This window comes from Streptomyces sp. SA15 (genome assembly GCF_002291145.1).
In the GTDB taxonomy this organism is placed as follows: domain Bacteria; phylum Actinomycetota; class Actinomycetes; order Streptomycetales; family Streptomycetaceae; genus Streptomyces.
The window spans coordinates 146,074-161,666 of the sequence record NZ_NTGE01000197.1; the positions used below are offsets into that span (position 1 = coordinate 146,074).

Genomic DNA, 15,593 nt, shown 5'->3' on the forward strand with positions numbered 1-15,593 from the left:
TGTCGTGCTGTGCCAACGAGTCCCCTGTGGTGATCCGCTCAAACAACAGGGCGTGGCGCGAACGGCTCCCCAGGTGGCGGCGGTAGCGTCGCCGCGGTCCAGAGAGGAGGACAATGACGGATTTGTCGGAACATGGCGGGGTCGCCCAGGGACCCGACGTCCGCGAGCGCTCGCTCGGCAGGGCGGTGCTGCGCTGGACCTCGACGACCGACCACAAGGTGATCGGCCGTCTGTACATGGTCACGGCCTTCGGCTTCTTCCTCCTGGGCGGTCTGCTGGCCATGGCCATACGGGCCGAACTCGCGGGCCCCGGGATGCAGTTCATGAACGAGCACGTCTACAACCAGCTCTTCACGATCCACGGCACGATCATGATGCTGCTGTTCGCGACCCCGATGTTCGCCGGCTTCGCCAACGTCGTGATGCCCCTGCAGATCGGCGCCCCGGACCTGGCCTTCCCGCGGCTCAACGCGCTGTCGTACTGGATGTACCTCTTCGGCGGGCTGATGGTCGTCGCGGGCTTCGTCGTCCCCGGCGGGGCGGCGGCGTTCGGCTGGTTCGCCTACGCCCCGCTGAACAGCGCCTACCACTCCCCCGGCGCGGGCGGCGACCTGTGGGTGATGGGGCTGGTGGTGACGGGCGTGTCGACGACACTGACCGCGGTCAACTTCATCGCCACCATCATGTGTCTGCGGGCCCCCGGCATGACCATGTTCCGGATGCCGATCTTCACCTGGAACGTGCTGTTCACCTCGATCCTCGTGCTGCCGTCGTTTCCCGTGCTCACCGCCGCGCTGCTGGCCCTGGAGACGGACCGGAAGTTCGGCGCGCACGTCTTCGACGCGACGAACGGCGGGGCGATCCTGTGGCAGCACCTGTTCTGGTTCTTCGGGCATCCCGAGGTCTACATCGTGGCCCTGCCGTTCTTCGGGGTCATCACGGAGATCATCCCGGTGTTCTCGCGCAAGCCGCTGTTCGGCTATCTGCCGCTGATCGGCGCGACCGTCACGATCACCATGCTGTCCGCGGTCGTGTGGGCGCACCACATGTTCGCCACCGGCGCCGTGCTGCTGCCGTTCTTCTCGCTGATGTCGTTCCTGATCGCCGTGCCCACCGGGATCAAGTTCTTCGTCTGGATCGGCACCATGTACAGGGGGTCGTTGTCGTTCGAGACGCCGATGCTGTGGGCGCAGGGCTTTTTGGTGTCGTTCCTGCTGGGCGGTCTGAGCGGGGTGATCATCGCCTCGCCGCCGCTGGACTTCCACCTCACCGACTCGTACTTCATCGTGGCGCATCTGCACTACGTGCTGTTCGGCACCGTGGTGTTCGCGATGTTCGCCGGGTTCTACTTCTGGTGGCCGAAGTTCACCGGGAAGATGCTCGACGAGCGGCTGGGCAAGCTGCACTTCTGGCTGCTGTTCCCGGCGTTCCAGCTCACCTTCCTGGTACACCACTGGCTGGGCGAGGAGGGCATGCCCCGCCGGTACGCCGACTACCTGGCCGCCGACGGCTTCACCGTGCTCAACTCCCTGTCGTCGGCGGGGTCGTTCCTTCTCGGGGTGTCCACCCTGCCCTTCCTGTACAACGTCTGGCTCACCGCCCGCTACGGGCGGCCCGTGACCGTGGACGACCCCTGGGGGTACGGGCGGGGGCTGGAGTGGGCGACCGGGTGTCCGCCGCCGCGGCACAACTTCTTCGCGCTGCCCCGGGTGCGGTCCGAGGCTCCGGCGTTCGATCTGCACCATCCTGGGATCATCCAGGAGGAGAAGGAGCGGGGGCTGCGATGAGGACCGAGGCCTTGCTGTTCGGTGTGGTGGCGTTGTTCTTCGCGGGAGTGGCCGCCCTGTACGGCTGGTGGTCCGAGGAGCCGGCCGGGACGGCGGTGCTGGTGATCGCGTTCCTGATGGCCGCCGTCGTCTCCTTCTTCAGCGCGGTGCAGTACCGCCGGAAGGGGCGGCGCCCGCAGGACCGCGGCGACGCCGAAGTGGCCGACGGCGCGGGCCCGTTGGAGTTCTTCCCGCCGGACAGCCGGTGGCCGGTGGTCACGGCCCTGGGTTTCGCGGTGGCCGCCACGGGGGTGGTCTACGGGCTGTGGCTGTTCCTCATCGGGTGCGCCGTGCTGGCCCGCGGCGTTCTGGGGCTTGTGTTCCAGTACGTCGACCGGGAGGGATGATCGGGGCTCCGGCCCGACCGGTCTTGAGCGGACGGTGGTCGCTCGCGTAGCCGCCCTCGACGGTCTGTCGCACCTCCCCCGATTCCACCCCCTCCCGGAGCCGTTCACGCTCGGCGGCCATCAGCGCCTGGCACAGCCGTCGCGTGAGCATGAACGCGACGACCGGGCCCAGGATCAGGGCCACGCGCAGCACCCAGGTCAGGGTGTTCACCGAGATCCGGAAGGTCTGCGCGACGACGTCGTTGCCGCCGGCCAGCAGCAGGACGCCGTAGAAGGTGATGCCGGCGACGCCGAGTCCGGTGCGGACGGGGCGTTCGCGGGGCCGGTCGCACAGGTGCTGTTCGCGCTGTCCCTCGCCGGTCAGGCGCTGTTCGACGAACGGGTAGAGGTACAGGACGAGGAACAGCAGCCCCGGCAGGACGACCGCCGGGAGCAGCACGTTCCACATCAGGGTGTGACCGGCGAGGTTCGTCTCCCACGGCGGTACGAGCCGCAGCGCTCCCTCCAGGAAGCCGACGTACCAGTCGGGCTGGGCGCCGGTCGATACAAGGTCGGGGCGGTAGGGGCCGTAGTTCCACACCGGATTGATCTGGGCGAGGCCGCCGAGCAGCGTGAGCACCCCGAAGACGATCAGGAACAGGCCGGTGGTCGTCGCCGTGAAGTGGGGGAAGAAGGGCTTTCCGACGGCGTTGCGCTGCGAGCGGCCCGGGCCGCGCCACTGGGTGTGTTTGAGGTGGAAGACCAGGATGAGATGCACGGTGACCAGACCGATGAGGGCGCCGGGCAGCAGCAGGACGTGCAGGGCGTACAGCCGGGTGATGATGTCCTCGCCGGGGAACTCGGCGCCGAAGGCGAACATGCTCACGTAGGTGCCGACGACGGGGATCGACAGCATGATGCCCTGTGCGATGCGCATGCCCGTGCCGGACAGCAGGTCGTCCGGCAGCGAGTAGCCCGCGAAGCCCTCGGCGAGAGCGAGCACGAACAGCGTGACCCCGATGACCCAGTTGAGCTCTCGGGGCCTGCGGAAGGCGCCGGTGAAGAAGATCCGCAGCAGGTGCACTCCGATCGCGGCGACGAAGACGAGGGCCGCCCAGTGGTGCACCTGCCGCATCAGCAGGCCGCCGCGCACGTCGAAGCTGATGCTCAGGGTGGAGTCGAAGGCGGCGGACATGCGTACGCCCTGCAGCGGCAGGTATCGGCCGTCGTAGATGACCTCGGTCATCTCGGGCTTGAAGAACAGGGTCAGCCATACGCCGGTCAGGACGAGGACGACCAGGCTGTAGAGGGCGAGCTCGCCCAGGAGGAACGACCAGTGGTCGGGGAACGCCTTGCGCAGCAGTCGGCCGCCGCCGTCGAGGACGGGCAGGCGTCCGTCCGCCGCGTCGGCGAACCGTGTCCCCGGATGTGTCCTGGACCGCTCGCGCTCCACCCCCGACCGCCTCCCTGCTCACCAGCACCGCCGTGCTGTCCCTCCCCCCACAGGGGCGGTACCGAGTACAGGGCGGCCGGAAAGCACCCGTTCGGGTGCTCAGGTGTTGGGCCGGGCCGCGCTGATGTCGCCGAGCGCCGACTCCGGGTCGCGTTCCATCGCCAGGTCACCGAGGGCGACGATGCCGACGGGGTGTCCGCTCTCGACGACCGGGATCCGGCGTACGGCGTGCTCGCGCATGAGCTCCACGACGTGGTCCAGGTCGTCCTCGGGGGTCACCGTCACCAGGTCGTCGCTGCACGCGCCTACGACGGTGGTCTGCTCGAGGTCGCCGCCCTCGGCGAGCGCGCGCACCACCAGGTCGCGGTCGGTGACCAGGCCGCGCAGTTCGTCGCCGTCCGTGACCAGGACGGCGCCCAGGTCCCGGTCGCGCATGATCCGGGCCACGGCCGTCACGGAGGTCTGCGGCTCCACGGTGACCGGTGCGCCGGTCATGATGTCGCTGACGTGCTGGGTCATGACGTATCTCTCCTCTCGGGATGTCGCGGCCTCGGGTACCCAGGTGCGTGGCCCGTCGTCACGCCTCCAGCGAGATCTCGCTCCACACCTGTTTGCCGCCGCTGACGGGCAGGGATCCCCACGCCGCCGACATGGCCTCGACGAGGAGGATGCCGCGGCCGCCGGTGGCCTCCCAGCCGATGCTGGTCGACTTGACGGGGGTGCGCGGGGAGGCGTCGGCGACGGCGACGTGCAGCCGGTGGCTGATGAGGGTGAGGTCGAGGCGGACCCGGCCATCGGTGTGCACGAGGGCGTTGGTGACGAGCTCGGAGACCACGAGGAGGGCGGCGTCCATGGCGTCGTCGGGGATGCCCCAGGTGCGCAGGGTGCGGCGGGTGAAGCGGCGGGCGTGTCGGACGGCCTCGGGGACGCGCCACACCGTCCAGCTCTCGCGCCGCGGGCGCACGGCCATGCCGTCGTAGCGCATGAGCAGCAGGGCGACGTCGTCGCTGCGGCGGGCGCTGCCGAGGAGGGAGTCGGCGACGAGCCCGAGGTGGGCGGGGTCGGAGACGGCCAGTTCGCGGGCGAAGCCGTCCATGCCGGTGTCGATGTCGGACTCCGCGGACTCGACCAGGCCGTCCGTGGTCAGGGCGATCAGCGTCCCGGGCCGCAGCCGCAGCGGGCTCATCGGGAAGTCGGCCTGCGCCACGACGCCGAGCGGCGGGCCGCCGTCCGCCTCGGGGATCTCGGTGCTTCCGTCGGCGTGGCGCAGCACGGGCGGCAGGTGTCCGGCGCGCACGTACCAGGCGGAGCCCGCCTCCAGGTCGATGTCGACGTAGGCGCAGGTGGCGAAGAGGTCGGTCTCCATGTCCGTCAGGAGCCGGTTGGCGTGCGAGACGACCACGTCCGGCGGGTGGCCCTCGACGGCGTAGGCGCGCAGTGCGGTGCGCATCTGGCCCATGAGGGTGGCGGCGCCCGCGCTGTGGCCCTGGACGTCGCCGATGACGAGCGCCACGTGGTGGTCGGGCAGCGGGATCACGTCGTACCAGTCGCCGCCGAGCTCCAGTCCGGCCGTGCTGGGCAGATAGCGGGCGACGGCGACCGCGCCGGGAAGTTTGGGCAGGCGGCGCGGCAGCAGCTGGCGCTGGAGCATGCCGACGAGTTCGTGCTCGGCGTCGAAGGCGTGGGCGCGCATCAGGGCCTGGCCGGCGAGGCCGGCGGAGGCGGTGAGCAGGGCGCGCTCGTCGGGGCCGAAGTCGTGCGGGGTGTCCCAGCCGATCAGGCAGGCGCCCGCCATACGGCCCCCGGCGGGCAGCGGCAGCACGGCGAGGCCGCCGGGGCCGACGTCGGCGAGGGCGGGCTCGAGGGCGGTGCCGGCGGGCCAGATCTGGGCGCGGCCCTCGCGCAGTGCGGTGGCGAGGGTGGGCATGGCCCGCACGGGCGCGTCGGGCCATTCGGAGCGCCACTCCAGGCGCCACAGCTCGGGCCAGACGTCGGGTTCGGGCGGGTCGAGGACGGTGACGACGAGCCGGTCGCCCTCCAGCTCGGCGAGCGCGATCCGGTCGGCCTGGAGCGGCCCCCGGAGCGCGGAGACGACGGCCTGACTGACGTCGCGGACGGTACCGGCGATGGCCAGGGCGGCCGCCAGGCGCTGGACGCGGGCCACATCGGTGACGTCGGAGCGCAGCTTGGAGGCGTCGCCGACGGTGCCCACGAGCCGCATCGGCCGGCCCTCGCCGCCCGGCAGGAGGCGGCCGCGCAGCCTGAGCCACTTGGGCGGGCCGGCGGGCTGCAGCACCCGGAACTCCAGCTCACGCTCGCCGATGGACATGTGGTCGGCCTCCACCACGGACATCAGCGAGGGCAGGTCCTCCGGGACGGTCAGGCCCAGCAGGGTCTCGACCTTGCCGTCGAACTCGTCCCGGGTGAGCCCGAACAGCTCCAGGATCTCGTCGCCGACCTCGAGGCGACCGGTGTCCATGGCGAGGCTGAAGGCGCCCGCTGGGAGTTCCTCGCGCTCGCCGGCCTGGGCCGGGACGGGGCGGACGACGGCGTCGGCGACCAGTTCGAGGCACTCGCGGTCGTCGGTGTCGAAGCCGGCGTGGTCCTCGCGCGCGGCGAGGAGGCAGGCGCCACCCTCGTCTCCCTGTGCGGGAAGGGCTGCCAGGAAGAACTCCCGCGAGAGTGCCCGCCGGGACTCCGGGCGGGCGGCGAGCTCCTCGGGGCCGAGCCACACCGGCCGGCCGGTGCGCAGCGCGTCGGCCACCGGGGACCGGCCGGAGCGGGTATAGCTGTCGCGCAGCCCGTACAGCGTCCTCGGCACGCCGACGGACTCCACCAGGCACAGCTGGTCGCCGTGCTCGCCCGGTGTGTAGACGGCGGCGAACGTCGCCCCGCTGAAGACGAGCGCCTGTTCGAGGACGCGGCGGAGCCGTTCCGGTGAGTCCGGGTCGGCCGTGAGCGTTTTCAGGGCAACTTCGGCACGCAGCGTTCTCGTTCTGCGTCCCGCCGCGCCCTCACTGACCACGTTGGCCATTACAGCGCGTATGGGGCACCCGCGCAGCCCCTGTGACCGTTCCGTGGAGCCGCGCGATCACCCGGCTCGCCGTGCGCGATGAGCCGCCAAGAGGGAGATCTGACCCCTGAGGGCCTGGCGAGAACAGACCGGTCCGGCCCTCCCGCCGGAGGGCCGGACCGGTCCACCACCGGCCGGAACCGCGGGGTAGGGCCGGGGTGGGTCTTCATCGTGTGGAACACCGTGTGGAACGGTTGAGGTGCCGAGCGGTTGAGGAGGGATCAGTTGGTCTGCGTCAGGCCCGAGCCGTCCTCGACGCCGGTGCCCGTCTCCTCACCCGTGCCGGTCTCCTCGCCTACGCCCGCTTCCTCGCCGACGCCTGCTTCCTCGCCGACGCCCACCTCTTCACCGACGCCTGCCTCTTCACCGGCACCGGCTTCCTCGCCACCGGCACCCGCACCGGCCTCTTCACCAGCACCGGCTTCCTCGCCGGCACCGGCCTCTTCGCCCGCACCGGCGTCGCCGCCGGCCGCGCCACCTGCGCCGAGCGTCGCGCCGACCGCCTCCAGGGCGGTGGTGACCGGCTGGAAGAAGGTCTCGCCGCCGACCGTGCAGTCGCCGCTGCCGCCCGAGGTCAGGCCGATGGCCAGGCCGTCCTGGGTGAACAGCGAGCCGCCGCTGTCGCCGGGTTCGGCGCAGACGTCGGTCTGGATGAGCCCGGTGACGGTGCCCTCGGGGTAGTTGACGGTGGCGTCGAGTCCGAGGACCTGGCCCTCGTTCAGCCCGGTGGTGCTCCCCATCCGCGCCACCTGCTGACCGACCTCGGCCTCCGCGGCCTGGGAGATCTGGACGGTCTGCCCGCCGCCGACGTTGACGTCGCTCGGCGCCTCGGTGGCCGGGTCGTCGTACTTCACGAGCGCGAAGTCGCCGTCGCCGGGGAAGGTCGACTGGTCGACCGTGGCGATCGGCTGGCCGCCCTCGGCGTCCGACCACTGGTCGCCGGCGAGCGTGCAGTGGCCCGCGGTCAGGAAGGCCGGCGAGCCGTCGCCCGCGGTGACGTTGAAGCCGAGCGAGCAGCGCGAGCCGCCGGCGAAGATGGCGTCACCGCCGGACGCGAACGTCTTGAAGGTGCCGGCCGACTTCGTGATGGTGGCCATGCCGGAACCGAGGCTCTGGACGGTCGATTCCAGTCTGTCCCACTTGGTGCCGGTGACCGTGCTGTCCGCGGTGACCCGGATCTTGTTCGTCCTGGGGTCGACCGCCCAGGACGTGCCCGCGATGGTCGCCTCGGACTTCAAAATCTGTGCGCCGGCCTCGAGTTCGGCCATGCTGTTGTCGACCTCGCGGACTTTCACGCCCGCCTGCTTCGCCTGGACGATCACGTTGTTGTCGCCGTTCACGACGTTGACGACCAACTGCTGGCTGTCGGAGTCGTAGTAGGAACCGGCGAAGGCTTCACCGAGCAGCCCGGCGACTTGCGAGGCGAGGTCCGAGGCGTCCGCCGCCTTCAGGGTCTTCGGCGTTGCGGCGGCGGTGTCGTCCGACGCGCCGTCCTGGGACGCGTTGGCGTTCGGGAGCAGGATCGCGGCTGCTCCGAGCGCCACCACGCTGCCCGCCGCTATCGCGGCCTTGCGCTTCGGAATTCGCTTGTGACTCAAACTTCTCGACCTCCTGAGGGACCGGAGTCTGCTGCCTTGTGCGGCAGTTGTTGGGGCGCCTGGATGGCAGGAGGTACGCATGGGTCGCGCGGGGCGTTCAATTCCGTTTCCGCGCGCACCGTTCGAAACATCGAATCGGCCATCGCCCGCGCCCGCCGGGCCGGTTCGGGGAACAATCCCCCATATGACGATGACCACCGCCGAAGCCGACAAGATCCTCGCCGACAACTTCGCCCCTTGGGTCCTCGCGCTGGGCCTGACCGTCGAGGCGTTGGGCGACGACCGCGCGATGCTGCGACTGCCCTGGTCGGACCGCTTGTCCCGGGAGGGCGGCGGACTGTCGGGGCAGGCCCTGATGGCGGCCGCCGACACGGCGACCGTGATCGCGGTGTCGGCGGCCCGGGGCGCCTATGGACCGATGACGACGGTCCAGCAGTCCACGTCCTTCCAGCGTGCGGTGACCGGTTCGGATGTCCTGATCGAAGCGGTCGTCACCAAGCTGGGCCGTCGCATGGCGTTCGCCGACATCACGATGACCGATGAGGACTCGGGGCGGATCGCGGCACGGGCGAGCACCGTCTACGCACTTCTGGGCTGACACGGTCGGCAACCGGCACGCGACGGTCTGTTGCGATCACGGGGTCGAATCCTGGCTTCAGGGAATCTGCACATCCACTGCCCAACGAAGTCACCGCGTGTGAAGGATCTGCACATGCCGGCGCCGCCGGTCACGTCATTGGCGCGGAGTGTCGGATTCGCCACCGCGACGACAAGGGGCCGCACGAACGCATGCCGCGCCGGGTGTGAAGATGTCGCCACCAAGGCGTGCACACACCTGCACGGATGGTTGCTCCTGAGGCGCAAGTGACCTGGTGAGACCGGTGGTTGATTAGAAGCGCGCACCCGCAGCGTGCTTTGATCCATCGCACCGCAGGGGCCGCTTTTGGCTCTTCCGGAAACGGGCGCCGCCCGGCACCTGTGGTCGCGGCCGTCCATCTGTCCCCAGAGGGGGCCGCTCCCCCTTGTGAATATCCATACGAAGGGAAGTTCCAACATGAACTCCACCCCCCAGGTTGAGACCGTCGAGATCTCCGACGCCGAGCTCGACAACGTCTCCGGCGGTCTGTCCGTGAACGCTCTGAGCACCGCCACCGGCCTGGTGGACGGCATCGCCCCGGTTTCCGGTCTTGTGGACACCGTCGTCGGCACCGTCGAGGGCGCCACCGGCCTGAACACCGCCCCGGTCACCAGCCTGGTCGCCGGTCTCTGATCGCACCTTTTGTGACCGTTGAGTCCCGGAGCCGTTTCCCGGCTCCGGGACTCTCGGATGCCGTAAAAGATCTCAGTAAAAGATCTCTCCCACAGGTGAGGGAAGTTCCGTGCAGTTCCGCCAACAGGCCCTCGCCAAGCTGCAGTCGCCCGAAGAGCTCGACCTTCCGGTGCGCTTCGCCCGCCCCCAGGGCTGGCTCGTGCTCTCCGTGACGGTGGTCGTCATGGCCGCCGCGTCCGTGTGGGCGGTGACCGGCTCGGTCGCCTCCACTGTCAGCGCGCCCGCCATCCTCACGCACGGGCAGGGCAGTTACATCTTGCAGAGCCCGGTCGCGGGGCAGGTCACCGGCGTCCTCGCCGAGGAGGGTAAGCGGCTGCCCGCCAACTCCCCCGTCCTGAAGGTCCGTACCGCCGAGGGCGACAGCGTGGTGCGCACCATCACCGCGGGCCGGATCACCGCGCTCGCCGCCACGATCGGGCAGATCATCCAGACCGGGGCGAATGTCGCCGCCGTGGAGAAGGTGGCGCGCGCCAAGGACCCCCTTTACGCCACCGTGTACGTGCCCGCCGAGAACGCGGCCTCCATTCCCGCGAACGCCGCCGTGGACCTGACCGTGCAGTCGGTGCCCACGCAGGAGTACGGCGTGCTGCGCGGCCATGTGAAGTCGGTGGACCGCTCCGCCCAGTCCGCCCAGCAGATCTCCGGGTTCCTCGGGGACAACCAGCTCGGCGAGCAGTTCACCAAGGACGGCAGGCCGGTGGCCGTCCTGGTCGAGCTGGACAAGTCCTCCGGCACGAAGAGCGGCTACAAGTGGTCGTCCGCGGACGGGCCGCCGTTCGCGCTCACCTCCATGACGATGGCCACGGGTTCGATCCGGCTGGCCGATCAGCATCCCGCGGATTGGCTGCTGCCGTGAGCGCCGCACAGGACACCCGCGGCAGGCGCCGCGCCGCCCCGCCCAAGCGCCCCGTCCCGAAGGGCAAGTCGAAGACCGTCCGCACGCCCACCGTCCTCCAGATGGAGGCGGTCGAGTGCGGCGCCGCCTCCCTGGCGATGGTGCTCGGCCACTACGGCAAGCACGTCCCGCTGGAGGAACTGCGCATCGCCTGCGGTGTGTCCCGGGACGGTTCGCGGGCCAGCAACCTGCTGAAGGCGGCCCGCAGTTACGGCCTGACGGCCAAGGGCATGCAGATGGACACGGCCGCCCTCGCCGGCGTGAAGACACCCGCCGTCCTGTTCTGGGAGTTCAACCACTACGTCGTCTACGACGGCATGGGCCGCCGCTTCGGCCGCCGCGGGGTGTACATCAACGACCCCGGCAAGGGCCGCCGTTTTGTACCCATGGAGGACTTCGACGGCAGCTTCACCGGTGTCGTGCTGGTGATGGAGCCCGGCGAGGGCTTCACCAAGGGCGGGCGCAAGCCGGGCGTGCTGGGCGCGATGCCGGCCCGGCTGCGCGGCACCGCGGGCACGATGCCGGCGGCGGTGCTGGCGAGCCTGCTGCTCGTCGTGGTCGGCGCGGCCGTGCCCGCGCTCAGCCGCACCTACATCGATGAGTTCCTCATCGGGAACCAGACCTCCCTGCTCTCCGTGCTGTTCGCGTCGATGGGCGCGTGCGTGCTGCTCACGCTGGTGCTGACCTGGCTGCAGCAGGCGAACCTGCTGCGCGGCCGCATCATCTCCTCCACCCTCTCCAGCGCCCGCTTCCTGCGCCATCTGCTGCGGCTGCCGGTGACGTTCTTCTCCCAGCGCAGCCCGGCCGACCTGGTGCAGCGGCTGCAGTCCAACGACCAGGTGGCCGAGACGCTGGCCCGCGACCTCGCGGCGGCGGGCGTGGACGCCGTGGTCGTCGTCCTCTACGCGGTCCTGCTCTACACGTACGACCCCCAGCTCACGTACGTCGGCATCGGCGTGGCGCTGCTGAACATCGTGGCCATGCGGGTCGTCATCCGGCTGCGCGCCACGCGTACGGCGAAGCTGCGCGCCGACAGCGCCCGGCTCACCAACACCTCCTACACGGGCCTGCAGCTGATCGAGACGATGAAGGCGACCGGCGGTGAGGACGGCTACTTCCGCAAGTGGGCCGGGCAGCACGCCACCACGCTGGAGGAGCAGCAGCGGCTCGGGGTGCCGAGCGCCTGGCTGGGTGTGGTCGCGCCGACCCTCGCGACGCTGAACAGCGCGCTGATCCTGTGGATCGGCGGTATGCGGGCGGTGGAGGGTGGCATCTCGGTCGGTCTGCTGGTCGCCTTCCAGTCGCTGGTCACCCGCTTCACCGCCCCGATCACCCGCCTCAATGGCGTCGCGAGCCGCATCCAGGACTTCGCGGCCGACGTGGCGCGGCTGAAGGACGTGGAGAACTTCGAGGCGGACCCGCTCTACGGCCGCCCCGGCGCCGGCGAGTCGACGCGCCGCCTGCACGGCCATGTCGAGCTGGAGAACATCAGCTTCGGCTACAACCCGCTGGACAAGCCGCTGCTGACCGGCTTCGACCTGACCGTCGGACCGGGTCAGCAGGTCGCGCTGGTCGGCGGCTCGGGCAGCGGCAAGTCGACGGTGTCCCGGCTGATCTCGGGCCTGTACGCGCCGTGGGAGGGCGTGATCCGTATCGACGGGCAGCGCCTGGACGACATCCCGCGCGGGGCGCTCGCGGCCTCCGTCTCCTTCGTCGACCAGGACGTGTTCCTCTTCGAGGGCACCGTCCGGGACAACGTGGCGCTGTGGGACCCGTCGATCCCGGAGGACGCGGTGGTGGACGCGCTGCGGGACGCGGCCCTGTACGACGTGGTCATGCGGCGGCCCGGCGGCATCCACAGCAAGGTCGAGCAGGACGGCCGCAACTTCTCCGGCGGGCAGCGCCAGCGCCTGGAGATCGCGCGGGCGCTGGTGCGCAGGCCCAGCATCCTGGTCCTCGACGAGGTGACCAGCGCCCTGGACGCGGAGACCGAGCTGGTGGTGATGGACAACTTGCGCAAGCGCGGCTGTGCCTGTGTGGTGATCGCGCACCGGCTCAGCACCGTGCGCGACAGCGACGAGATCGTCGTACTCGAGCAGGGAACGATCGTGGAGCGCGGGCGGCACGAGGAGCTGGTGGCGCGCGGTGGCGCGTACGCACGGCTGGTCAGGGAGCACTGAGATGACGACCGCGCACGAGGGGGACCTCGTCCTGGGCGCGCTCGGGTCGTTGGGCACGCCCATCGACTGCGCCGGCTTCAGCCGTATCGACCTCGAAGGACCACAGGTGCTGTGGCTGGTCGCGGCCGGAGCCGTCGACCTGTTCGCCGTGGACGCCGGGCAGCAGGGCCACTGGCACCACCTGGGCCGCCTGGAGGCGGGCTCCCTGTTGCTGGGCCCGGTGGCGGGACCCCAGCACACCCTGGTGGCACGCCCGTTGCGGGACTGCGTGGTGCGCCGCATCGGGCTGCGCGAGCTGTACCAGCCCGCGAGCACCCAGACCTGGTCGTACGACGAGTACGGCAACCCCCAGTACGTACCGCCGACGACGAGCCCTCTGGAGTACGCGCTCGCCCTGGGCGTCGGCCGCAGCCTGTCGATCCTCTTCCAGGCGCCGATGGCCACCGAGCGGGCCGCCGCGCTCACCGACGACGACGTCTTCTGGATGCAGGTGCCGCCGGGCAGCGTGCAGTACGGCTCGCTGTACGGCGCGGAGGCGGCCGCCGATCTGCTGATGGACCCGGCGGTCTGGCAGAGCATGGTCGATCAGCAGTACCGGCTGCTGACCACGCTGGACCGCTGGATCGAGGATCTGGAGCGCACCCACGAGAACCGCACGGCGGAGGGCATCCGGGCCGGCGAGGCGGTGCGCGCCCAGGCCGACCGGACGCTGCTGGCGTCGATCGGCAAGCGGTCCTCGCAGCGCACCACGGCCGCCGACGCGGACGCCAGTTACGCGGCGTGCAAGCTGGTCGCGCAGGCGGCCGGGATCACGCTCGCCGAACCCGCGCAGTCCGGCACGGAGAGCGACCGCCTCGATCCGGTCGAGCAGGTCGCCCTAGCCTCGCGGGTGCGCACCCGGGCCATTCGCCTGGAAGGCCGCTGGTGGCACGACAACGTCGGACCGCTGGTGGGCCACCGTGCCCTGTCCGGCGCACCGGTCGCGCTGCTGTGGCGGCGGGGCGGATACGTGGCCGTGCATCCGTCGACCGGTCGCGAGACACCGATCGAGAAGGCCAACGCGGAGGAGTTCGAGTCGCGCGCGGTGATGTTCTACCGTCCGCTGCCCGACCGGGGGCTGAGCCCGCTGCGGCTGCTGCGGTTCAGCATGCGCGGAACGCGCGGAGACCTGACGAACCTCCTGGTCAGCGGCCTGGTGACGGTGGCGATCGGGGCGCTGGTGCCGGTCGCGACCGGCAAGGTTCTCGGTGAGTTCGTGCCGAAGGCGCAGAGCGATCTGATCGTGCAGGTCTGTCTGGCCGTGATGATCAGCAGCGTGGTGGCGGCGGCCTTCATGCTGCTGCAGAACCTCACCATCCTCCGGCTGGAGGGCCGTATCGAGGCGACGCTTCAACCGGCCGTCTGGGACCGGCTGTTGCGTCTGCCGACGAAGTTCTTCACCGAGCGCTCGACCGGCGAGCTGGCGAGCGCGGCGATGGGCATCAGCTCGATCCGTCGGCTGATGGCGGGCGTCGGCCCGGTGGTCGCCCAGTCGGTGACCGTGGGCGCGATGAATCTGGGACTGCTGTTCTGGTACAGCGTCCCGATGGCGCTGGCGGCGATCGGCATGCTGGTCGTCATCGCCGGGGTGTTCCTGGGGCTCGGGCTGTGGCAGGTGCGCTGGCAGCGGCGGCTGGTGGTGCTCGGCAACAAGCTGAACAACCAGGCGTTCCAGACGCTGCGGGGCCTGCCGAAACTCAGGGTGGCCGCGGCCGAGAACTACGCCTACGCGGCATGGGCCTCCCAGTTCGCGCGCAGCCGCGAGTTGCAGCAGAGGGTCGGGCGCATCAAGAACCTCACCACGGTGATGGGCGCGGTGTATCTGCCGGTGTGCACGCTGCTGATGTTCATGCTGCTGGCGGGTCCGGCGCGCGGGACGATGTCGGCGGCCGCGTTCCTCACGTTCAACACCTCGGTGACGATGCTGCTGACGGCCGTCACCCAGCTGACCGGCTCCTTCGTCTCGGCGGTGGCCGCGCTGCCGCTGTTCGAGGAGATCAAGCCGGTGCTGGAGGCCACGCCCGAGGTACGCACGGCGAGCACCCGGCCGGGCCCGCTGTCCGGAGGGCTCGAGGCCCGCAGGCTCTCCTTCCGCTACTCCGACGACGGTCCGCTGGTGCTGGACGACGTGTCGTTCGAGGTACGGCCGGGAGAGTTCGTGGCGATCGTCGGCCCCAGCGGCTGCGGCAAGTCGACGCTGCTTAGGCTGCTGATCGGCTTCGACAAACCGGTCTCGGGCAGTGTGCTGTACGACGGTCAGGACCTGGCCGCCCTCGACCAGTCGGCCGTACGGCGGCAGTGCGGTGTGGTCCTCCAGCACGCCCAGCCGTTCACCGGCTCCATCCTGGACGTCATCTGCGGCACCGAGCCGTACACGCCGGAGGAGGCGATGGCGGCGGCCGAGATGGCGGGACTCGCCGAGGACATCAAGCGGATGCCGATGGGCCTGCACACGATCGTCTCGGGCAGTGGCGCCATTTCCGGCGGCCAGCGGCAACGCCTCATGATCGCCCAGGCGTTGATCCGCCGCCCGCGCATCCTCTTCTTCGACGAGGCGACCAGCGCCCTCGACAACGAGACGCAGCGCACGGTCATCGAGAGCACCAAGACACTCAACGCCACCCGGATCGTCATCGCGCACCGCCTGTCGACGGTGCTGGACGCCGACCGGGTGATCGTGATGGAGGACGGCAAGGTCGCCCAGCAGGGCGCACCGGCGCAGCTGCTCGCGGACACCGGGGGGCGGCTGCACGAGCTGGTGCGGCGGCAGATGGCGTGAGGCGTCCCTAGCGAAACTTTGCCGTTTCGCTGAAAGTGGTCTAGCCTCGACGCGTACGAAACAGTTTCGTTTACGTACTCATAACGTTCGGACG

General features: G+C 70.4%; 11 protein-coding genes. 7 read left to right on the forward strand and 4 right to left on the reverse strand.

The features are described from left to right. Positions 1-113: 113 nt before the first annotated feature. Positions 114-1,787: a cytochrome c oxidase subunit I gene (gene ctaD / locus CLM62_RS42585; protein ID WP_095755247.1), complete on the forward strand. Its 1,674-nt coding sequence runs from the start codon at positions 114-116 to the stop codon at positions 1,785-1,787. After that, the gene (locus CLM62_RS42590) at positions 1,784-2,173 is read left to right on the forward strand and encodes a cytochrome c oxidase subunit 4 (RefSeq protein WP_095755248.1); all 390 of its coding nucleotides are present in this window, start codon (positions 1,784-1,786) and stop codon (positions 2,171-2,173) included. Before ctaD ends, CLM62_RS42590 begins: the two co-directional genes overlap by 4 nt. Here the strand turns inward: CLM62_RS42590 and CLM62_RS42595 are convergent. The 4 genes from CLM62_RS42595 to CLM62_RS42610 all read right to left on the reverse strand — a co-directional run bounded on the left by CLM62_RS42595 (position 2,103) and on the right by CLM62_RS42610 (position 8,276). Continuing rightward, positions 2,103-3,605, reverse strand: a complete 1,503-nt coding sequence (locus tag CLM62_RS42595; RefSeq protein WP_095755249.1) for a cytochrome bc complex cytochrome b subunit — start codon at positions 3,603-3,605, stop codon at positions 2,103-2,105. The genes CLM62_RS42590 and CLM62_RS42595 overlap by 71 nt on opposite strands. Positions 3,606-3,704: 99 nt before the next feature. Then, positions 3,705-4,124, reverse strand: coding sequence for a CBS domain-containing protein (locus CLM62_RS42600; RefSeq protein ID WP_095755250.1), 420 nt, complete (start codon positions 4,122-4,124; stop codon positions 3,705-3,707). Between the two features lie 58 nt (positions 4,125-4,182). Continuing rightward, positions 4,183-6,639 carry a SpoIIE family protein phosphatase gene (locus CLM62_RS42605; RefSeq protein ID WP_257004413.1) on the reverse strand — a complete coding sequence of 819 codons (2,457 nt, stop codon included), beginning with the start codon at positions 6,637-6,639 and terminating at the stop codon, positions 4,183-4,185. Positions 6,640-6,899: 260 nt separating this feature from the next. Then, positions 6,900-8,276 carry a S1 family peptidase gene (locus tag CLM62_RS42610; RefSeq protein ID WP_095755251.1) on the reverse strand — a complete coding sequence of 459 codons (1,377 nt, stop codon included), beginning with the start codon at positions 8,274-8,276 and terminating at the stop codon, positions 6,900-6,902. Positions 8,277-8,460: 184 nt separating this feature from the next. On the opposite strand from CLM62_RS42610, the gene CLM62_RS42615 reads away from it, so the two are divergent. The 5 genes from CLM62_RS42615 to CLM62_RS42635 all read left to right on the forward strand — a co-directional run bounded on the left by CLM62_RS42615 (position 8,461) and on the right by CLM62_RS42635 (position 15,499). Continuing rightward, positions 8,461-8,874, forward strand: coding sequence for a PaaI family thioesterase (locus tag CLM62_RS42615; RefSeq protein WP_095755252.1), 414 nt, complete (start codon positions 8,461-8,463; stop codon positions 8,872-8,874). Between the two features lie 456 nt (positions 8,875-9,330). After that, positions 9,331-9,546 carry a type A2 lantipeptide gene (locus CLM62_RS42620; RefSeq protein WP_095755253.1) on the forward strand — a complete coding sequence of 72 codons (216 nt, stop codon included), beginning with the start codon at positions 9,331-9,333 and terminating at the stop codon, positions 9,544-9,546. 109 nt (positions 9,547-9,655) lie between these two features. Beyond that, positions 9,656-10,462: an HlyD family efflux transporter periplasmic adaptor subunit gene (locus tag CLM62_RS42625; RefSeq protein WP_095755254.1), complete on the forward strand. Its 807-nt coding sequence runs from the start codon at positions 9,656-9,658 to the stop codon at positions 10,460-10,462. After that, the gene (locus CLM62_RS42630; protein ID WP_095755255.1) at positions 10,459-12,681 is read left to right on the forward strand and encodes an NHLP family bacteriocin export ABC transporter peptidase/permease/ATPase subunit; all 2,223 of its coding nucleotides are present in this window, start codon (positions 10,459-10,461) and stop codon (positions 12,679-12,681) included. The genes CLM62_RS42625 and CLM62_RS42630 overlap by 4 nt, the downstream gene beginning before the upstream one ends. Position 12,682: 1 nt before the next feature. Next, entirely contained in the window at positions 12,683-15,499 is a 2,817-nt protein-coding gene (locus CLM62_RS42635) for an NHLP bacteriocin export ABC transporter permease/ATPase subunit (RefSeq protein WP_095755256.1), read from the forward strand. Positions 15,500-15,593: the final 94 nt, after the last annotated feature.

Coding starts and splice junctions, on each gene's coding strand:
- CLM62_RS42600 (WP_095755250.1), bottom strand. CDS start 4,124: ATGACCCAGCACGTCAGCGACATCATGACCGGCGCACCGGTCACCGTG.
- CLM62_RS42615 (WP_095755252.1), top strand. CDS start 8,461: ATGACGATGACCACCGCCGAAGCCGACAAGATCCTCGCCGACAACTTC.
- CLM62_RS42635 (WP_095755256.1), top strand. CDS start 12,683: ATGACGACCGCGCACGAGGGGGACCTCGTCCTGGGCGCGCTCGGGTCG.
- CLM62_RS42590 (WP_095755248.1), top strand. CDS start 1,784: ATGAGGACCGAGGCCTTGCTGTTCGGTGTGGTGGCGTTGTTCTTCGCG.
- ctaD (WP_095755247.1), top strand. CDS start 114: ATGACGGATTTGTCGGAACATGGCGGGGTCGCCCAGGGACCCGACGTC.
- CLM62_RS42620 (WP_095755253.1), top strand. CDS start 9,331: ATGAACTCCACCCCCCAGGTTGAGACCGTCGAGATCTCCGACGCCGAG.
- CLM62_RS42605 (WP_257004413.1), bottom strand. CDS start 6,639: ATGGCCAACGTGGTCAGTGAGGGCGCGGCGGGACGCAGAACGAGAACG.